This is a genomic window from Streptococcus oralis, assembly GCF_003943385.1.
GTDB lineage: Bacteria > Bacillota > Bacilli > Lactobacillales > Streptococcaceae > Streptococcus > Streptococcus oralis_CA.
In genome coordinates this window covers 21,988-41,732 of the sequence record NZ_RJPI01000003.1, presented here as the reverse complement: position 1 = coordinate 41,732, position 19,745 = coordinate 21,988, and the positions used below count along the sequence as shown (strand labels likewise).

The window sequence follows — 19,745 nt, the reverse complement described above, 5'->3', positions numbered from 1 at the left end:
TTATATGTTACTTGAAATTTCGATTAAAAATTTTGCCATTATAGAGGCGATTTCGCTCAATTTTGAAAAAGGCATGACAGTCTTAACTGGTGAAACAGGTGCTGGTAAATCAATTATCATCGATGCCATGAACATGATGCTAGGAGCTAGAGCGGCTACGGATGTCATTCGTCATGGTGCTCCCAAGGCTGAGATTGAAGGTCTTTTCTCTGTTGAGAATAGTCGTTCTTTACAAGAACTCTTTGAGGAACAAGGCTTGGAATTGGGGGATGAGATTATCATCCGTCGGGAAATTCTTCAAAATGGGCGCAGTGTTAGTCGCGTGAATGGCCAGATGGTCAATCTTTCTGTCTTGCGTGCAATTGGCCAGCATCTTGTCGATATTCATGGTCAACATGACCAAGAAGAGTTAATGCGTCCGCAACTTCATATCCAGATGCTGGATGAATTTGGTGATGCAGCATTTTTGGAGCTTAAACAAGCCTATCAGACAAACTTTGACACCTATCGCAAAATGCGCAAGCAGGTTCTTGAAGTCAAGAAAAACCAGCAGGAACACAAGTCTCGCATTGAGATGTTGGAATTTCAAATGGCAGAGATTGAGGCTGCAAACTTGCAGGCTGGTGAAGACTTAGCTCTCAACCAAGAACGTGATAAACTTCTCAACCATAAAAATATTGCAGATACCCTAACCAATGCCTATAGTATGTTGGACAATGAGGAATTCTCCAGTCTTGCTAATGTCCGTTCAGCAATGAATGACATGGAAAGTGTCGAAGAATACGACCCTGAATACCGTGAAATTTCAAGTTCTCTATCAGAAACATACTATGTTTTAGAAGATATTACAAAGCGTTTAGAAGATATTATTGAGGATTTGGATTTTGATGGCAATCGCCTCATGCAGGTTGAGAATCGCTTAGACCTTCTGAATACTATTACCCGCAAGTACGGTGGGACTGTGGACGATGTTTTGCTTTACTTCGCCAAGATTACGGATGAGTACAATCTCTTGACGGGTAATAACCTTTCTTCCGAAGACATGGAAGCAGAGCTCAAGAAATTGGAAGTTAATCTTGTTGATTTGGCAGGTCAGCTTGCATCTGCTCGTCATAACTTAGCCCAGCAGCTTGAGGCAGAGATTAAACAAGAACTTCAGGACCTCTATATGGAGAAGGCACAGTTCCAGGTTCGCTTCAGCAAGGGCAAATTCAGTCGGGAGGGGAATGAAATGGTCGAGTTTTACATTTCCACCAATCCTGGTGAAGACTTTAAACCCTTGGTCAAAGTTGCATCTGGTGGGGAATTGTCTCGTCTCATGCTTGCTATCAAATCTGCCTTTTCTCGTAAGGAAGGCAAGACCAGTATTGTCTTTGATGAGGTGGATACGGGAGTTTCAGGTCGTGTGGCCCAAGCCATTGCTCAAAAGATTCATAAGATTGGTCAGCATGGTCAGGTTTTAGCTATTTCTCACTTACCACAAGTAATTGCCATCGCAGATTATCAATTCTTCATTGAAAAGATTAGTGACCAACATTCTACGGTGTCGACGGTTCGTCTCTTGACTTTAGAAGAGCGAGTAGAGGAAGTAGCTAAAATGTTGGCTGGGGAGAATGTAACAGAAGCTGCCCTTACCCAAGCCAGAGAATTATTGCAAACGAGGGAGAAATAAATGACAGACTATTATGTAATTGGAGATGTTCACGGGAAAGCAGGTATGCTAGAAGATCTGCTCAAAACCTGGGATGGTCAAACTCAGTTGCTCTTTCTAGGGGATTTGATTGACCGAGGTGAAGACAGTCGCCGTGTTCTAGAAATGGTAAAAGACTTGGTTGACAATCATGGAGCGATCTGTCTATCAGGAAACCACGAGTATATGTTTTTGACTTGGCTTGATGACCCAGAAGAAAGCTATGACCATTATCGTCGCAATGGTGGTGATACAACCATTAACTCTATTTTAGGTCGTCCCTTGGATGCACCAGTTGATGGCGTAGAAGATGCCAAACGGGTTGCGACAGAAGCAGCAGACTTGGTCGAATTTATTCGTCAAATGCCATTTGTGGTAGAGACAGACAAGTATATCTTTGTTCATGCGGGTATTGACTTGACCTTGGAAGACTGGCATGAAACGACTGATTACAAGAAAGTCTGGCTCAGAAAACCATTCCACGAAGCTGAAAACCATACTGGGAAAACCATTGTCTTTGGGCATACACCAGTCTATGGTTTGCTGAAGCAAGACCGAGGTACTGCTGAGCTTTGGATAACAGAAGATGGCAAGATTGGCATGGATGGAGGAGCTGTCTATGGTGGTGTCCTTCATGGGATTGTCTTTACTGACCAAGGAATGACAGAACACCACTTTATCGAAAATGATGGTTTTGTTGCCGAAGATTAGTACTCCTAGCAGGGTATGGTCTTGTCAAAATGTTAAAAACAATTTATAATTAATAGATACCCTGAAAGGAAGAGCATCATGAACTTAGAAGAATTGAAACAACGACAGGAGAAGATCCGTAACTTCTCTATTATCGCACATATTGACCACGGAAAGTCAACGCTGGCAGACCGCATTTTGGAAAAGACGGAGACGGTTTCAAGTCGTGAAATGCAAGCCCAGCTTTTGGATAGTATGGATCTTGAGCGTGAACGTGGGATTACCATTAAACTCAATGCCATCGAGCTCAATTACACTGCTAAAGATGGGGAGACCTATATTTTCCACTTGATTGACACGCCAGGGCACGTGGACTTTACCTATGAAGTTTCGCGTTCGCTCGCTGCCTGTGAAGGTGCGATTTTGGTGGTCGATGCAGCCCAAGGGATTGAGGCGCAAACTCTTGCCAACGTTTATCTAGCCTTGGACAATGATTTGGAAATCTTGCCCGTCATTAACAAGATTGACCTACCAGCAGCCGATCCAGAGCGTGTGCGTACGGAGATTGAGGATGTCATCGGACTAGATGCCAGCGAAGCGGTCTTGGCTTCAGCCAAAGCTGGTATTGGTATTGAAGAGATTCTTGAGCAGATCGTTGAAAAAGTGCCAGCTCCTACTGGTGATGTAACGGCACCACTCAAGGCCTTGATTTTCGACTCGGTCTATGATGCTTACCGTGGGGTTATCCTTCAAGTGCGTGTCATGGATGGAGTTGTCAAACCTGGCGATAAGATTCAGCTCATGAGCAATGGAAAGACCTTTGATGTGACGGAAGTTGGTATTTTCACGCCAAAAGCAGTTGGTCGTGATTTCCTTGCGACTGGTGATGTTGGTTATATTGCGGCTTCCATCAAGACGGTTCAAGATACGCGTGTCGGTGATACAGTGACCCTAGCAAGCAATCCTGCAGCAGAACCGCTAGACGGCTACAAGCAAATGAACCCTATGGTCTTTGCAGGACTTTACCCAATCGAGTCAAACAAGTACAATGACCTTCGTGAAGCCCTAGAAAAATTGCAACTGAATGATGCTAGCTTGCAGTTTGAACCAGAAACATCTCAGGCGCTTGGATTTGGTTTCCGTTGTGGATTCCTTGGACTTCTCCATATGGATGTTATCCAAGAGCGTTTAGAGCGTGAGTTCAACATTGACCTCATCATGACAGCTCCGTCTGTTATTTATAAGGTTAACCAAACTGATGGTGAGTCTATGGATGTATCTAACCCCTCTGAATTTCCAGACCCAACTAAGATCGCGACCATTGAAGAACCGTATGTCAAGGCGCAAATCATGGTACCGCAGGAGTTTGTCGGAGCAGTGATGGAACTGGCTCAGCGCAAGCGTGGGGACTTTGTGACCATGGACTATATTGATGACAATCGTGTGAATGTTATTTATCAAATTCCGCTTGCTGAAATCGTCTTTGACTTTTTTGATAAACTCAAGTCTTCGACACGTGGTTATGCAAGCTTTGACTACGAATTGTCAGAGTACCGTCCATCTAAGCTAGTCAAAATGGATATCCTTCTCAATGGTGATAAGGTCGATGCACTCAGCTTTATCGTTCACAAGGACTTTGCCTACGAACGTGGAAAACTCATCGTTGATAAGCTTAAAAAAATCATCCCTCGTCAACAATTTGAAGTACCAATCCAAGCAGCTATTGGACACAAAATCGTGGCTCGTACTGATATCAAAGCCCTTCGTAAGAACGTACTTGCCAAGTGTTACGGAGGTGACGTTTCTCGTAAACGCAAACTCCTTGAAAAACAAAAAGCTGGTAAGAAACGCATGAAAGCTATCGGATCAGTAGAAGTCCCACAAGAAGCCTTCCTCAGCGTTTTGAGTATGGATGAAGAATAGAAAGTTGAAACAAAACTCTTGAAGATTTCTCAAGAGTTTTTTGTGTTTTTGATGAACCAAGTTATCACATACGAAAGTTGGATAAATACAAAAATCAGTTTATCATGTCTGCTTTTTTATTTTATTTTCGAATAGATAGATGAGTAGAAAAGAAGAAATGGAGTTGCTTATGAAGATTACAAACTATGAGATTTACAAATTAAGAAAAGCTGGGCTGACCAATCAACAGATTCTAACTGTTCTTGAATATGACGAGACTGTAGATCAGGAGCTCTTGCTAGGTGACATTGCGGAAATATCTGGTTGCAGAAATCCCGCTGTCTTTATGGAACGCTATTTCCAGATAGATGATGCGCAGTTGGAGAAGGAGTTTCAAAAATTTCCATCTTTCTCCATTTTAGACGACTGTTATCCTTGGGATTTGAGTGAGATTTACGATGCTCCAGCACTCTTGTTTTATAAGGGAAATCTAGACTTGTTGAAGTTTCCGAAGGTTGCTGTTGTAGGGAGCCGTTCATGTTCAAGTCAGGGAGCAAAGTCAGTTCAGAGAGTTATTCAAGGTTTGGAAAACGAGTTAATCGTGGTCAGTGGTTTGGCCAAAGGAGTTGATACAGCTGCCCATATGGCTGCACTCCAAAATGGTGGAAAAACGATTGCTGTGATTGGAACAGGATTGGATGTTTTCTATCCACGTGCCAATAAACGCTTGCAGGAGTACATTGGCAATGACCATCTGGTTCTCAGCGAATATGGACCTGGCGAGCAACCTCTGAAATTTCACTTTCCAGCTCGAAATCGTATCATTGCAGGACTGTGTCGTGGGGTTATTGTAGCAGAGGCAAGGATGCGTTCGGGCAGTCTCATCACCTGTGAGCGTGCAATGGAAGAAGGACGCGATGTTTTTGCCATTCCAGGGAACATTCTTGATGGCCATTCAGATGGCTGTCACCACTTGATCCAAGAGGGAGCAAAACTGGTCACCAGCGGTCAAGATGTGCTAGCTGAGTTTGAATTTTAAGGAGAAATTGTTCACTCGGATAAACTTTTCTTCCATACATAGGAGCTAAGTCTTGACAGGTCTTTAAAAATGGTTTACACTTTATAAAGTTTATTACTTTGAAAAGGTGTGATAGTGTGGCTACGGCAACAAAGAAGAAAAAATCAACAGTTAAGAAAAATCTAGTCATCGTGGAGTCGCCTGCCAAGGCGAAAACGATTGAAAAATATCTAGGCAGAAATTACAAGGTTTTAGCCAGTGTCGGACATATCCGTGATTTGAAAAAATCCAGTATGTCAGTCGACATTGAAAATAACTATGAACCGCAGTATATCAATATCCGAGGAAAAGGTCCTCTCATCAATGACCTGAAAAAAGAAGCTAAGAAAGCTAATAAAGTCTTTCTGGCGAGTGACCCGGACCGTGAAGGAGAAGCAATTTCCTGGCATTTGGCTCATATCCTTGATCTGGATGAGAATGATGCCAACCGTGTGGTCTTTAATGAAATCACCAAGGACGCAGTAAAAAATGCCTTTAAAGAACCTCGCAAGATTGATATGGACTTGGTCGACGCCCAACAAGCTCGTCGTGTCTTGGACCGTTTGGTAGGCTATTCGATTTCGCCAATTTTGTGGAAAAAGGTTAAGAAGGGCTTATCAGCAGGGCGCGTGCAGTCGGTTGCCCTTAAGCTCATCATTGACCGTGAAAATGAAATCAATGCCTTTCAACCTGAAGAATACTGGACAATTGATGGTGTCTTTAAGAAGGGTACCAAGCAATTTCAGGCTTCTTTCTATGGTATGAATGGCAAAAAGATGAAATTGACCACCAACGAAGAAGTCAAAGAAGTCTTGTCCCACCTAACGAGCAAAGATTTTACAGTAGATCAGGTAGATAAGAAAGAGCGCAAACGCAATGCGCCCCTACCTTATACGACTTCAACCATGCAGATGGATGCGGCTAACAAAATCAATTTCCGTACTCGAAAGACCATGATGGTGGCTCAACAGCTCTATGAAGGGATCAATATCGGATCGGGTGTGCAAGGTTTGATTACCTATATGCGTACAGACTCGACTCGTATCAGTCCAGTAGCTCAGAATGAAGCTGCAAGCTACATTAACGACCGTTTTGGTAGCAAGTATTCCAAGCATGGTAGCAAGGTCAAGAACGCCTCAGGCGCTCAAGATGCCCACGAAGCTATTCGTCCATCTAGTGTCTTTAATACACCAGAAAGCATCGCTAAGTACTTGGATAAAGACCAGCTCAAGCTCTATACCCTTATCTGGAACCGTTTTGTGGCCAGCCAGATGACGGGAGCTATCTTTGATACCATGGCTGTTAAATTGTCTCAAAATGGGGTCCAATTTGCTGCCAATGGTAGTCAGGTTAAGTTTGATGGTTATCTTGCTATTTATAATGATTCTGACAAGAACAAGATGTTACCAGACATGGCTGTTGGAGATGTGGTCAAGCAAGTCAATAGCAAGCCAGAACAACATTTCACCCAACCACCTGCTCGCTATTCAGAAGCGACTCTTATCAAGACCTTGGAAGAAAATGGAGTTGGACGTCCGTCAACCTATGCTCCGACCATTGAAACCATCCAAAAACGCTACTACGTTCGTCTGGCAGCCAAACGTTTTGAACCGACAGAACTGGGAGAAATTGTTAACAAACTCATCGTTGAATACTTCCCAGATATCGTAAACGTGACCTTCACAGCTGAGATGGAAGGAAAACTGGATGATGTCGAGGTTGGAAAAGAGCAGTGGCAACGTGTTATTGACGCCTTTTACAAACCATTCTCTAAAGAAGTAGCCAAGGCTGAATCCGAAATGGAAAAAATCCAGATCAAGGATGAGCCAGCTGGATTTGACTGTGAGGTTTGTGGTAGTCCGATGGTGGTTAAGCTCGGTCGTTTTGGTAAATTCTATGCTTGTAGCAATTTCCCAGACTGCCGTCACACACAAGCAATTGTCAAAGAGATTGGTGTCGAGTGTCCAAGCTGTCATCAAGGACAAATCATCGAACGCAAAACCAAGCGCAATCGTATCTTCTATGGTTGCAATCGCTATCCAGAATGTGAGTTTACTGCCTGGGACAAACCGATTGGCCGTGACTGTCCAAAATGCGGACACTTCCTTGTGGAGAAAAAAGTCCGTGGTGGTGGCAAGCAGGTTGTATGTAGTAATGGCGACTACGAAGAGGAAAAGATTAAATAAAATGAAGAGTCCTGAAAATGAATTTCAGGCTCTTTTTACTTGAAGCTTGACAAATTTCCCCTTTGTGTGCGAAACTAGAGGAAGAGTAATTTATCTAGGAGAAGTTATGCGCATTATTTATTTCTGTATTGGTTTTATTTCTTTGGCTCTAGCTCTTGTAGGTGTTGTCCTGCCGCTCTTACCAACAACTCCCTTTCTTTTGCTGTCTATCGCTTGCTTTTCAAAATCTTCTAAGCGTTTTGAAGACTGGCTTTATCACACCAAGCTCTATCAGACTTATGTAGCGGACTTTCGGGAAACCAAGTCAATCGCGCGAGAACGAAAGAAAAAAATCATCGTATCTATCTATATCTTGATGGGGATTTCTATTTATTTTGCCCCTCTTTTACCAGTCAAAATCGGTCTGGGAGCCTTGACTGTCTTTATCACCTACTATCTCTTTAAAGTCATTCCTGATAAGGATTAGTTTTTGAAATTTGATATTTCCTTTGATAAAATTGAAAGCATATTCAAATAATATGATATAATAAATTTAAAGAAAATATCAAGGAGAATCAAATGATTTACGAATTTTGTGCTGAAAATGTGACCTTGCTTGAAAAAGCGATGCAGGCTGGAGCTCGTCGAATCGAACTTTGTGACAATCTAGCAGTTGGTGGGACAACACCAAGCTATGGAGTGACTAAGGCAGCTGTTGAACTGGCAGCTAACTACGACACCACCATCATGACTATGATTCGTCCCCGCGGTGGCGACTTTGTCTATACTGATCTTGAAATAGCGATTATGCTAGAAGACATTCGTTTGACTGCGCAGGCTGGAAGTCAAGGGGTCGTTTTTGGGACATTAACTGCTGATAAGAAGTTAGATAAGCCTAATCTTGAGAAGTTGATTGCCGCATCTAAAGGAATGGAAATTGTCTTCCACATGGCCTTTGATGAATTGAGTGATGAAGACCAGTTGGAAGCCATTGACTGGCTCAGCCAAGCTGGTGTCACTCGCATCTTAACTCGAGCGGGTGTGTCTGGGGACTCGCTAGAAGAACGTTTTGCTCACTACCACAGAATTTTGGAACATGCAGCTGGTAAAATTGAAATCTTACCAGGTGGGGGAATTGACTTGGACAACCGTCAAATCTTTATCGACCAGCTAGGCGTGACACAATTACATGGGACTAAGGTTGTCTTTTAAAAAATAGAAAGGAACTGCTAGCTTTTGGTAGCAGTTTTCACTTATGTTTGAAATTTTTAAATCCTACCAGTTTAATCAAGAAAAAGCCCATGCCTATGGTTTTGTAGAAAATGGAGAGGTCTGGAACTATAGTTGCCAGATTTTGCAGGGTGAATTTTTCATGACAGTCTCTATCACACCTGATAATGTGAGCTTTCAGGTCTTTGATCAGGAAACGGGTGACCTCTATCCTCAAGTACACATGGAAAGTATGCGGGGACGTTTTGTCGGAAGTGTCCGTGAGGCTTGTTTGGAGATTCTCTACCAGATTCGGAAGGTTTGTTTTGATGCACAGGATTTTATCTGTCCTCAGACTAAGCGTATCATGGCTCAAGTTCAGGAAAAGTATGGTAATCAGTTGGAGTATCTGTGGGAAAAATCACCTGATACAGCTGTATTGCGTCATGAAGGCAATCAAAAGTGGTATGCTGTTTTGATGAGAATTCCATGGGATAAGTTAGATAAGGGGAGAGAAGGGCTAGTCGAAGCAGTCAATATCAAACACGACCAAGTAGCTGATTTTCTTTCACAAAAGGGAATTTACCCAGCCTTTCATATGAACAAACGCTACTGGCTTAGCCTGGCACTTGATGATACTTTGTCAGATGAAATGGTACTGAAATTGATAGAAAGAAGTTGGAACCTAACCGTGAAAAAATAGGGGAATTCGCTTGAGTTTTCAAATGCTTTCAATTAGCAAAATATTCTTTACTGAAGAAATTTTCAGAAAATATTGGATTTTTTCTTGACATGAGATTCTTCCTATGCTAAAATACTTAACAAGACATCAAACGAAGGAGAAAGTCAAACATGAAAACAGCTAAGTTTAATCAATTTGCTTTGTTGTTGAGGTACTCGGGCTAGTGCAAAAGCATTAGTCCTGTTTGGCTTACCAAGCGGGAGTAAATCAACATCTCGCTTGGGCTTCTGAGCGAGATGTTTTTTTAAAACCATATTTGGAAAAGGGGAAATCTTATGCGTAAAGTTGAATTTTTTGATACAAGCCTTCGTGATGGGGAACAAACACCTGGTGTTAACTTCTCAATAAAGGAAAAAGTTTCCATTGCAAGGCAGCTGGAGAAATGGGGAATTTCTGTAATTGAAGCTGGTTTTCCTGCTGCTAGTCCAGATTCATTTATAGCCGTTCAAAAAATTGCTAGAGCTATGAAAAAAACAGCAGTGACAGGATTAGCTCGTTCTGTAAAATCTGATATTGATGCTTGTTATGAGGCGCTTAAGGATGCCAAGTATCCACAAATTCATGTCTTTATTGCTACCAGTCCGATTCATCGCAAGTATAAGCTCAATAAGAGCAAGGAAGAGATTTTAGAAGCTATCAAGGAACATGTTTCTTACGCACGTTCTAAGTTTGAAATCGTCGAATTCTCTCCTGAAGATGCGACTAGAACAGAGTTGGATTTCCTCTTACAAGTCGTTCAAACAGCGGTCGATGCAGGTGCATCTTATATCAATATCCCTGACACAGTTGGCTTTACGACTCCAGAAGAGTTTGCACGTATCTTTGATCACTTGACTGAAAATATTAAATCAGATCATAAAGTTGTCTTTGGTGTTCACTGTCACGATGATCTCGGTATGGCAACTGCAAATACTTTGACAGCAATTAAACACGGTGCTGGACGTGTCCAGGGAACTATTAATGGTATCGGTGAACGCGCAGGTAATGTTGCTCTTGAAGAAGTAGCTGTTGCTTTAAAGATTCGTGAGGATTTCTTCCAAGCAACTAGTGATATTATTTTGGATGAAACAATGAATACGTCAGAAATGGTTTCTCGCTTCTCAGGTATTCCAGTTCCTAAAAATAAAGCTGTCGTCGGTGGAAATGCCTTTTCTCACGAGTCTGGTATTCACCAAGATGGGGTTCTTAAAAATCCTCTCACTTATGAGATCATCACACCTGAATTAGTCGGTGTTAAGAGTAATAGTCTTCCGCTTGGAAAATTGTCTGGTCGCCATGCCTTTGTTGAAAAACTAAGAGAACTGGCTCTAGATTTTACAGAAGAGGATATCAAACCACTCTTTGCTAAGTTCAAGGCACTAGCGGACAAAAAGCAAGAAATCACAGATGCAGATATTCGAGCGCTGGTAGCTGGAACCATGGTTGAAAATCCAGAAGGCTTCCACTTTGATGATTTGCAACTTCAAACCCATGCAGATAATGACATTGAAGCGCTTGTTAGCCTAGCCAATATGGATGGTGAAAAAGTCGAATTTAATGCGACAGGGCAAGGCTCTGTTGAAGCGATCTTTAACGCTATCGATAAGTTCTTTAACCAATCTGTCCGCTTGGTGTCCTATACCATTGATGCGGTAACGGATGGAATTGATGCCCAAGCTCGGGTCTTGGTCACTGTTGAAAATAGAGATACAGAAACCATCTTTAACGCAGCAGGTCTTGATTTCGATGTGTTGAAAGCTTCGGCTATTGCTTATATCAATGCCAATACTTTTGTTCAAAAAGAGAATGCTGGTGAAATGGGGCGCAGCGTCTCCTACCGAGACATGCCTAGTGTGTAAAGGAGAAGGCTATGACAAAGAAAATAGTAGCTCTAGCAGGGGATGGAATCGGTCCAGAAATCATGGAAGCTGGTTTAGCAGTTCTGGAAGCTCTAGCTTCAAAAACAGGTTTTGACTATGAGATAGACAGACGCCCCTTTGGAGGTGCAGGTATTGATGCTGTGGGGCATCCCTTACCTGATGAAACCCTCAAGGCATGTAGAGAAGCAGATGCTATTCTCCTTGCGGCTATCGGTAGTCCCCAGTATGATGGGGCGGCGATTCGGCCTGAACAAGGCTTGCTAGCTCTTCGTAAGGAACTCAATCTCTATGCCAATATTCGGCCTGTAAAAATCTTTGATAGTCTCAAGCATTTATCACCACTTAAACCAGAACGAATTGCTGGTGTAGACTTTGTCGTGGTGCGTGAGTTGACAGGTGGTATTTACTTTGGGGATCATATCCTTGAAGAGCGAAAAGCGCGTGATATCAACGACTACATCTATGAGGAAGTGGAGCGGATTATTCGTAAGGCCTTTGAAATCGCAAGAAGTCGGAGAAAAATCGTTACTAGTATCGATAAGCAAAATGTTCTAGCGACTTCAAAACTCTGGCGGAAAGTTGCTGAGGAGGTTGCGCAGGATTTCCCAGATGTGACCTTGGAGCACCAGTTGGTGGACTCAGCTGCCATGCTTCTGATTACCAATCCTGCTAAGTTTGATATCATCGTGACAGAGAATCTTTTCGGAGATATCTTATCTGATGAATCAAGCGTTCTATCAGGCACCCTGGGTGTTATGCCATCAGCCAGTCATTCTGAAAAGGGGCCAAGCCTCTACGAACCCATTCATGGTTCGGCACCTGATATTGCAGCTCAAGGAATTGCCAATCCTATCTCTATGATTTTGTCAGTTGCCATGATGTTGAGAGATAGCTTTGGATGTTATGAGGATGCAGAGCGTATCGAGCGTGCTGTTGAAGCTAGTTTAGTGGCTGGCATTTTAACAAGAGATATTGGAGGACAGGCTTCTACTAAGGAAATGACGGAAGCTATCATTGAAAGATTATGAAGATAAATGAAGGAATCACGCTTGCCCTCTTGATTTGGAATTTGCTGATTTTCTTGATTTATGGCATTGACAAATCCAAGGCAAGGAGAGGTGCTTGGCGCATCCCAGAGAAAATCTTACTTATTTTAGCCTTTACTTGTGGTGGTTTTGGAGCTTGGTTAGCAGGAATCACCTTTCACCACAAGACTAGAAAATGGTATTTTAAAACTGTTTGGTTTCTCGGGATGGTGATCACACTAGTAGCCTTATATTTTATTTGGAGGTAATGGATGGCAGGAAAATCGATTTTTGATAAATTATGGGACCGCCATGTCATCACAGGAGAAGAGGGGCAGCCTCAACTCATGTATGTGGACCAGCACTATATTCATGAAGTGACTAGTCCCCAAGCTTTTCAAGGATTACGAGATGCGGGGCGCAGATTGAGACGGCCAGACTTGACATTTGGAACCTTTGACCACAATGTACCAACGGTTAATATCTACGATATTCGAGATGTCATTTCCAAGGCGCAAATTGATAAGCTGGCTGAAAATGTTGAGGAATTTGGGATTGAACATGCGGCTCATGGTTCTGAAAAGCAGGGAATCGTTCACATGGTAGGTCCAGAAACAGGACGGACCCAACCAGGGAAATTTATCGTCTGTGGGGATAGCCATACAGCTACTCACGGAGCTTTCGGAGCTATCGCCTTTGGGATTGGGACCAGTGAGGTTGAGCATGTCTTTGCGACCCAGACCCTCTGGCAGGTCAAACCCAAGAAAATGTTGGTGGAATTCACTGGAGTTCCTCAAAAAGGAGTTTATTCTAAGGATTACATTCTCGCCCTGATTGCCAAGTACGGCGTTGCCTGTGGTGTAGGATATGTGGTGGAATATCGTGGGCAAGCGATTGATGCTTTGACTATGGAAGAGAGAATGACTATCTGCAATATGTCCATCGAGTTTGGTTCTAAGATGGGAATCATGAATCCAGATCAGACTACCTATGACTATCTCAAGGGACGGGAATGCGTTCCAGAGGACTTTGAGGAGGCAGTTTCCGACTGGAAGACGCTTGTAAGCGATAGTGATGCCGTTTATGATAAGGTTATCCAGATGGATGTCTCTGGCTTGGCTCCTATGGTGACCTGGGGAACCAATCCTGCTATGGGTGTTGACTTTGACAGTAGTTTCCCAGAAATTAAGGATATGAACGATGAACGTGCTTATCATTACATGGACTTGGAGCCTGGTCAAAAGCCAGCGGATATTGAGCTAGGCTATATCTTTATCGGGTCTTGTACCAATGCTCGGCTCAGTGACTTGCAACTGGCTGCGCGGTTTGTCAAAGGGAAGAAAATAGCTCCTAACTTAACTGCTATCGTGGTTCCAGGCTCTCGTCCTGTGAAACGAGCTGCTGAGAAGTTGGGCTTGGATAAGGTCTTCTTAGATGCTGGCTTTGAGTGGAGAGACCCAGGTTGCTCTATGTGCTTAGGGATGAATCCTGACAAGGTCCCTGATGGGGTTCACTGTGCCTCAACCAGTAACCGCAACTTTGAAGACAGACAAGGATTTGGCGCTAAGACCCATCTCTGTAGTCCAGCCATGGCAGCGGCGGCGGCTATCGCAGGGCGCTTCGTAGATGTTCGGCAAATGCCAGAGGCCCAGTAAGGAGAGGATATGGAGAAATTTACAGTTTATACGGGAACGACCGTTCCTCTCATGAATGATAACATCGACACCGACCAAATACTTCCCAAGCAGTTTCTCAAGTTGATTGATAAAAAAGGTTTTGGTAAGTATCTCATGTATGCTTGGCGTTATCTAGACGACAAGTATACTGAGGACCCAGACTTTGTCTTTAACCGACCTGAATATCGTAAAGCCAGTATCCTCATTTCAGGGGATAACTTTGGGGCGGGGTCTTCGAGGGAACACGCAGCTTGGGCTCTAGCCGACTATGGTTTTAAGGTTGTGATTGCAGGATCTTTTGGGGACATTCATTACAATAATGAACTCAATAATGGCATGTTGCCCATTGTTCAGCCTAGGGAAGTTAGAGAAAAGCTAGCCCAACTCAAACCGACTGACCAGGTAACTGTGGACTTGGAACAACAAAAAATCATCTCACCAGTTGGAGAATTCACTTTCGAAATAGATAGCGAGTGGAAACACAAGCTCTTAAATGGTTTGGATGATATCGGTATTACTTTGCAGTATGAAGATTTGATTGCTGCCTATGAAAAACAACGCCCAGCCTATTGGCAGGAATAGGAAAAATAGAAAAGGAAATAGAACTATGACAAAACACATTCAATGGAACGGAACACTTTCACAAGAAGGCTACGACATTTTAAAAGGTGAGGGCGGGTGCATTGTTTGCCCTACAAAAGTTGGTTACATTATCATGACCAGCGACAAGGCAGGACTTGAACGCAAGTTTGCAGCCAAAGAACGTAACCGTAACAAACCAGGTGTCGTTCTCTGCGGTAGCATGGACGAGCTTCGCACTTTAGCACAACTCAACCCAGAAATTGAAGCCTTCTACCAAAAACATTGGGACGAAGATATTCTTCTCGGTTGTATCCTTCCTTGGAAACCAGAAGCTTTTGAAAAACTCAAAGCTTATGGGGATGGTCGTGAAGAGCTCATGACCGACGTTCGTGGTACTAGCTGTTTTGTCATCAAGTTTGGTAAAGCCGGTGAACAGTTGGCTGCTAAACTTTGGGAAGAAGGTAAAATGGTCTACGCCTCATCAGCTAACCCATCTGGTAAAGGAAACCGCGGTAAGGTGGAAGGTATCGGAGAACGTATCGAAGGAGCAGTGGACCTTGTCATCGAGGCAGACGACTACGTGGCATCCATCCAACCTGACAAAACAATCGAAACTCGCTACGAGCAAGGTGTGATGGTCTCTATGGTCGATAAAGACGGCAAACTCATCCCAGAACAAGGAGGAGCACGTTCAACTTCACCAGCACCAGTCGTGATCCGTAAAGGACTTGATATTGATAAAATCATGATGCACCTGTCAGATACCTTTAACTCATGGGACTACCGTCAGGGTGAATATTATTAAGCTGAGTAGACCCTAAACGGCTATCCTTTCACATGTTTTTATATATAGTGATTTCTAAGAATTAATTAGACATAACGAAAACAATCGTCTAAAAATTTTAAAAATTCAGTATAGAACATGCAAAATCCTAGAAAAAAAGGTAAAATAAAGATAGAAATTGATAACGGTTACATTTTAAAGTGAGTTTGAAGTAAGGTGGTTTATTAGTGGAATTTATCATTAGGAGACCCTGATTTACATAGATTACCGTTCGCTTAATGTAACTTATAATATATAAAAACTAAGTGGCATTTGAGTGCTTAAAAGTCCAAGATACTGTTTAAGAGGTTTTACGAGTAGTTTGTCTACTGAAAACAAGCTGATAGAACCTCACCATCATCATATAAATATTAGAATTATCCATTTAACGTCGTTCTTTCGCTTTCTACACTCTCCTTGTTAGCTTACTGAGAGTTGTAGCTGATGACAGCTAGAATTATACTGTAAGTGGCTCATTTAGACTCCCTTCGCATGTTTTGCTACTTGCAGTCGGGGTCTAAGTGGGCTTTTTTGACTTATAATTGATTAGTTGTCAACAATATTTTTAATAGTCGATAGGCATAGAATCGCTCATACCAGTAATCACAATGAATGGGAGGTGGAAAGGATTATTTAAATAGAAAGGCGGTAGGCAAGTGGGGTTATTGATGTCTCACTGACAAAAGAAAAGAGGCGCATTATGGGACTTATTAGAGCAGGTGTAGGAGCTGTAGGTGGTTCATTAGCCGATCAATGGAAAGAATTTTTCTATTGTGAGTCTATGGACAAATCTGTCATGGTTGTCAAGGGGCAAAAGCGGGTCTCTGGTCGATCATCCAATACTAAGGGCAGTGATAATATTATTTCCAATGGTTCAGGTATTGCAGTGGCTGATGGTCAGTGTATGATGATTGTTGAGCAAGGTAAGGTTGTAGAAGTTTGTGCCGAACCAGGTGAGTTCACTTATGATACCTCCAGCGAACCAAGTATTTTTACAGGAAATCTTGGAAATTCTATCAAGGATACTTTCAAACAAATTGGGAAACGTTTCACTTATGGTGGCGATACTGGCAAAGATCAGCGTGTGTATTATTTTAATACAAAAGAATTAATTGATAATAAATTCGGTACACCGAACCCAATTCCATTTCGTGTGGTAGATTCTAAGATTGGTTTAGACCTTGACGTTTCTGTTCGATGCTCAGGGGTTTATTCTTATAAGATCGTTGACCCGCTTTTGTTTTATACAAATGTTTGTGGAAATGTTGAAAGAGAGTATTTGCGTGAAGAAATTGACTCACAGTTGAAAACTGAATTTATCAGCGCCTTGCAACCTTCATTTGCTAAGTTATCTGATATGGAATTGAGACCGAATCAAATTGTCAGTCACAATACAGAATTAGAAAATGCCCTCAATGAAACTCTCTCAGAAAAATGGGGTCAACTTCGTGGTCTTAAAGTCATTAGCATTGCACTCGGCTCTGTTACTCTCCCAGAAGAAGATGCCGAAATGATTAAGCAGGCTCAACGTACTGCTATTATGAAAGATCCGACTATGGCGGCCGCAACCTTAGTTGGTGCACAGGCAGATGCTATGAAGGCAGCCGCAAGCAATGAAGCAGGAGCTATGACTGGCTTTATGGGCTTTGGCATGGCAGCCAATGCAGGCGGTGGCATGAATGCACAAAATCTCTTTGCTATGGGACAAGAACAGGCTGCTAACCAAGCACAAACAGAAAATCAAGCACCACCAAGCACTCCGAATGTCAATAAGTGGATCTGTCCAAATGGACATGAGGCTATGGGGAAGTTCTGCCCAGAGTGTGGCAGTCCGAAACCAGTGGACAATAGCTGGACTTGTTCATGTGGCACGGTAAATACAGGTAAATTCTGTTCAAATTGTGGCAGTCCAAAACCGATAGTTCATCAAGCAAAACACTGTAGTAACTGTGGTTGGAAAGTTCCAGATTCTGGCCAGGCACCGAAATTCTGTCCTGAATGCGGGTCAACGTTTTAGAACAAGACAACTCTAGATTGGCTTAGTGTCGGGAGAGGAGATGATGACATGGCTGATAATTTAGAATACAAATGTCCTTGTTGCGGTGGTGCTTTAGCCTTTGATACGAAAATCCAAAAAATGAAGTGTCCTTACTGTGACTCTGAGTACGAAATGGAGAGTCTCAAGCATATGGATGAAGGTTTGGTAGATGTACAGTCTTCTACTGAGTCAACTTCAACAACCTACCCTACTGAAGAATGGCAAGAAGATGACGAACAGATGAACGTCTTTATTTGCAATTCCTGTGGTGGACAATTGATTGCTGATGAAAATACTGCTGCAACAACTTGCCCTTATTGTGATAATCCAGTTGTTCTCAAGGAACGTCTGGTAGGTGATTTGAAACCAGAGTTGGTTATTCCGTTTAAACTGGATAAAAAAGCTGCCAGAGAAGCGCTTAACAAGCACCTTCTTGGCAAGTGTTTATTGCCAAAAATTTTTAAGGATCAGAACCATATTGATGAAGTAAAGGGTGTTTACGTGCCATTTTGGTTATTTAATACAGAAGCGGATGCGGATATTAAGTACAAAGCAACTAGGATAACGACTTGGAGTGACAAAGATTACAATTACACCCAAACTGAATTTTACTCTGTCCTTCGTTCTGGTCAGTTAGCCTTTTCTCATCTACCTGTTGACGGTTCTAAAAGTATGGACAATACCTTGATGGAATCCATTGAACCTTTTGATGTTTCAAAAGCAGTTGACTTTCAAACAGCCTATTTAGCAGGTTATTTGGCCGAGCGTTATGATGTGACGGCAGAAGAAAGTATCACCCACGCTAATAAACGGGCTAAAAGGAGTACTGAAGATAGATTTGCAGAAACAGTTAAAGGCTTTACAATGGTAACTCCAGAAAGTAGCCATGTTGAGTTTAAAAATAGCAAAGCCAAGTATGTCCTTTATCCAGTCTGGTTGTTAAACACAACTTGGAATAATGAAAAGTACGTTTTTGCTATGAATGGTCAAACAGGAAAATTTGTAGGCAATCTTCCCTTGGATAAACGAGTCTACTGGCGCTATTTTATAACGATTGCAATACTTACTTTTATTGTTTGTTATGGCCTCGTTTGGTTGATTTATCTAATGTAAGGAGGAAGATATGATGAAAAAACTACTATCATTCCTTCTTGCGGTTTTTCTCGCTTTTACCTTGATTGGGATTGTGTCAGCTGACATGTCAAGTCAAACTTTAATTTATGATGAGGTCGGCCTCCTATCATCCAATGAGAAAAGCAAACTAGAAGAAGAAGCACAAGCTATTTACAAAGAGCATCAGTTCAAATCTTATCTGCTCATTGCTGACTCTTATGATGATGTAACTCAATATACAACGGATTTCTTCAAGAGAGGGAAGGAAGATGCTATTCTTCTGATAATAGGGAAGTCTAAAGATTATAGAACTATCTGCTACAAGGGAAAAGCAAAAGAGCTTCTGGGAGATTTTTGGGATACCTTTATCAAAGGAGTTTATCATAGCAATAGTAGTTGGTATGACAGTGCCCACCGTAGTTTGACTGCTATTGCTGCTAAGTTTGGACCCCTGAAGCGTCTCGTAGATGAAGCGGATTTACTGAGTGATGTAGAAGAAAAAGATTTATTAAGTAAACTTGATGAGATTAGTGAGCGGCAGAAATGTGACCTTGTTATTGTGACTGTCAAGGATCTGGGAGGAAAGACACCAGAAGCTTTTGCAGATGATTATTTTGACTATAATGGTTATGGTCAGGGTGAGGACTATAGTGGTTTATTGTTATTGTTAAGTATGAAGGAACGGGATTGGCATATCACCACAACAGGTTATGCGATTCGAGCATTTACCGATGCAGGTTTAGAATATATGTCTGATCGGTTCGTTCCGAAACTAAGCAACGGAGAATATGAGCAAGCATTTAGCAGTTTTGCAGAACTGAGCGATAAGTTCTTAACGCAGGCTAAGACAGATAAACCTTATGACAAAGGGAATCTTCCTAAGGAACCGCTAAGTTGGATATGGGTGCCCCTATCTCTAGGTGTAGGTCTTGTCACAGCCTTTGTAGTTGTTTCAAGTATGGCTGGTCAACTCAAAAGTGTGGAGCCAGATGTGGCAGCGACAAATTATATTGTAGAAAATAGTCTCACTGTCACTCAAGCAGAAGAAAAGTTTCTATATAAAACGGTTGATAAGGTGGCGCGTCCCAAAGAGAGTAAATCTTCTTCTGGAGGTAGCAGTACTCATACATCTTCATCAGGAAGAACTCACGGTGGTGCAGGAGGCAAGTTTTAA

Annotated in this window: 17 protein-coding genes; all 17 read left to right on the top strand. The window is 42.3% G+C overall.

The features are described from left to right. The first annotated feature begins 4 nt into the window (after window positions 1-4). The 17 genes from recN to D8803_RS03000 all read left to right on the top strand — a co-directional run bounded on the left by recN (window position 5) and on the right by D8803_RS03000 (window position 19,745). Window positions 5-1,672, top strand: a complete 1,668-nt coding sequence (gene recN, locus D8803_RS03080; RefSeq protein ID WP_131200209.1) for a DNA repair protein RecN — start codon at window positions 5-7, stop codon at window positions 1,670-1,672. Then, entirely contained in the window at window positions 1,673-2,401 is a 729-nt protein-coding gene (locus tag D8803_RS03075; RefSeq protein WP_131200208.1) for a metallophosphoesterase family protein, read from the top strand. Between the two features lie 78 nt (window positions 2,402-2,479). Next, complete coding sequence (lepA, locus tag D8803_RS03070) at window positions 2,480-4,303, top strand: translation elongation factor 4 (RefSeq protein ID WP_131200207.1); 1,824 nt, start codon at window positions 2,480-2,482, stop codon at window positions 4,301-4,303. Window positions 4,304-4,472: 169 nt separating this feature from the next. Further along, window positions 4,473-5,321 (top strand): DNA-processing protein DprA, encoded by an 849-nt coding sequence (gene dprA / locus D8803_RS03065; protein WP_131200206.1) that lies wholly within the window; start codon window positions 4,473-4,475, stop codon window positions 5,319-5,321. Between the two features lie 116 nt (window positions 5,322-5,437). Further along, entirely contained in the window at window positions 5,438-7,525 is a 2,088-nt protein-coding gene (gene topA / locus D8803_RS03060) for a type I DNA topoisomerase (protein ID WP_131200205.1), read from the top strand. Window positions 7,526-7,631: 106 nt separating this feature from the next. Then, the gene (locus D8803_RS03055; RefSeq protein ID WP_131200204.1) at window positions 7,632-7,991 is read left to right on the top strand and encodes a YbaN family protein; all 360 of its coding nucleotides are present in this window, start codon (window positions 7,632-7,634) and stop codon (window positions 7,989-7,991) included. 92 nt (window positions 7,992-8,083) lie between these two features. Beyond that, window positions 8,084-8,716 carry a copper homeostasis protein CutC gene (locus D8803_RS03050; RefSeq protein ID WP_131200203.1) on the top strand — a complete coding sequence of 211 codons (633 nt, stop codon included), beginning with the start codon at window positions 8,084-8,086 and terminating at the stop codon, window positions 8,714-8,716. A gap of 43 nt (window positions 8,717-8,759) precedes the next feature. Beyond that, on the top strand, window positions 8,760-9,416 hold the full coding sequence (locus D8803_RS03045) for an MmcQ/YjbR family DNA-binding protein (protein ID WP_131200202.1): 657 nt from the start codon (window positions 8,760-8,762) through the stop codon (window positions 9,414-9,416). A 314-nt stretch (window positions 9,417-9,730) separates the two neighbouring features. Beyond that, window positions 9,731-11,293, top strand: coding sequence for a 2-isopropylmalate synthase (locus D8803_RS03040; RefSeq protein WP_131200201.1), 1,563 nt, complete (start codon window positions 9,731-9,733; stop codon window positions 11,291-11,293). Window positions 11,294-11,304: 11 nt separating this feature from the next. Further along, entirely contained in the window at window positions 11,305-12,342 is a 1,038-nt protein-coding gene (gene leuB / locus D8803_RS03035) for a 3-isopropylmalate dehydrogenase (RefSeq protein WP_131200200.1), read from the top strand. Further along, on the top strand, window positions 12,339-12,608 hold the full coding sequence (locus D8803_RS03030; RefSeq protein ID WP_125415946.1) for a DUF1294 domain-containing protein: 270 nt from the start codon (window positions 12,339-12,341) through the stop codon (window positions 12,606-12,608). The genes leuB and D8803_RS03030 overlap by 4 nt, the downstream gene beginning before the upstream one ends. Window positions 12,609-12,611: 3 nt before the next feature. After that, window positions 12,612-13,994, top strand: coding sequence for a 3-isopropylmalate dehydratase large subunit (leuC, locus tag D8803_RS03025; RefSeq protein WP_125425767.1), 1,383 nt, complete (start codon window positions 12,612-12,614; stop codon window positions 13,992-13,994). A gap of 9 nt (window positions 13,995-14,003) precedes the next feature. Then, window positions 14,004-14,597, top strand: a complete 594-nt coding sequence (gene leuD, locus D8803_RS03020) for a 3-isopropylmalate dehydratase small subunit (protein WP_000410622.1) — start codon at window positions 14,004-14,006, stop codon at window positions 14,595-14,597. 25 nt (window positions 14,598-14,622) lie between these two features. Further along, window positions 14,623-15,402, top strand: a complete 780-nt coding sequence (locus D8803_RS03015; protein WP_049546504.1) for an L-threonylcarbamoyladenylate synthase — start codon at window positions 14,623-14,625, stop codon at window positions 15,400-15,402. Window positions 15,403-16,120: 718 nt separating this feature from the next. Further along, complete coding sequence (locus tag D8803_RS03010) at window positions 16,121-17,437, top strand: SPFH domain-containing protein (RefSeq protein WP_125415938.1); 1,317 nt, start codon at window positions 16,121-16,123, stop codon at window positions 17,435-17,437. Window positions 17,438-17,485: 48 nt separating this feature from the next. Further along, window positions 17,486-18,571 (top strand): hypothetical protein, encoded by a 1,086-nt coding sequence (locus tag D8803_RS03005; RefSeq protein WP_131200199.1) that lies wholly within the window; start codon window positions 17,486-17,488, stop codon window positions 18,569-18,571. 10 nt (window positions 18,572-18,581) lie between these two features. Then, window positions 18,582-19,745 (top strand): TPM domain-containing protein, encoded by a 1,164-nt coding sequence (locus tag D8803_RS03000; RefSeq protein WP_131200198.1) that lies wholly within the window; start codon window positions 18,582-18,584, stop codon window positions 19,743-19,745.

Coding starts and splice junctions, on each gene's coding strand:
- recN (WP_131200209.1), top strand. CDS start 5: ATGTTACTTGAAATTTCGATTAAAAATTTTGCCATTATAGAGGCGATT.
- D8803_RS03075 (WP_131200208.1), top strand. CDS start 1,673: ATGACAGACTATTATGTAATTGGAGATGTTCACGGGAAAGCAGGTATG.
- lepA (WP_131200207.1), top strand. CDS start 2,480: ATGAACTTAGAAGAATTGAAACAACGACAGGAGAAGATCCGTAACTTC.
- dprA (WP_131200206.1), top strand. CDS start 4,473: ATGAAGATTACAAACTATGAGATTTACAAATTAAGAAAAGCTGGGCTG.
- D8803_RS03055 (WP_131200204.1), top strand. CDS start 7,632: ATGCGCATTATTTATTTCTGTATTGGTTTTATTTCTTTGGCTCTAGCT.
- D8803_RS03050 (WP_131200203.1), top strand. CDS start 8,084: ATGATTTACGAATTTTGTGCTGAAAATGTGACCTTGCTTGAAAAAGCG.
- D8803_RS03045 (WP_131200202.1), top strand. CDS start 8,760: ATGTTTGAAATTTTTAAATCCTACCAGTTTAATCAAGAAAAAGCCCAT.
- D8803_RS03040 (WP_131200201.1), top strand. CDS start 9,731: ATGCGTAAAGTTGAATTTTTTGATACAAGCCTTCGTGATGGGGAACAA.
- leuB (WP_131200200.1), top strand. CDS start 11,305: ATGACAAAGAAAATAGTAGCTCTAGCAGGGGATGGAATCGGTCCAGAA.
- D8803_RS03030 (WP_125415946.1), top strand. CDS start 12,339: ATGAAGATAAATGAAGGAATCACGCTTGCCCTCTTGATTTGGAATTTG.
- leuC (WP_125425767.1), top strand. CDS start 12,612: ATGGCAGGAAAATCGATTTTTGATAAATTATGGGACCGCCATGTCATC.
- leuD (WP_000410622.1), top strand. CDS start 14,004: ATGGAGAAATTTACAGTTTATACGGGAACGACCGTTCCTCTCATGAAT.
- D8803_RS03015 (WP_049546504.1), top strand. CDS start 14,623: ATGACAAAACACATTCAATGGAACGGAACACTTTCACAAGAAGGCTAC.
- D8803_RS03010 (WP_125415938.1), top strand. CDS start 16,121: ATGGGACTTATTAGAGCAGGTGTAGGAGCTGTAGGTGGTTCATTAGCC.
- D8803_RS03005 (WP_131200199.1), top strand. CDS start 17,486: ATGGCTGATAATTTAGAATACAAATGTCCTTGTTGCGGTGGTGCTTTA.
- D8803_RS03000 (WP_131200198.1), top strand. CDS start 18,582: ATGATGAAAAAACTACTATCATTCCTTCTTGCGGTTTTTCTCGCTTTT.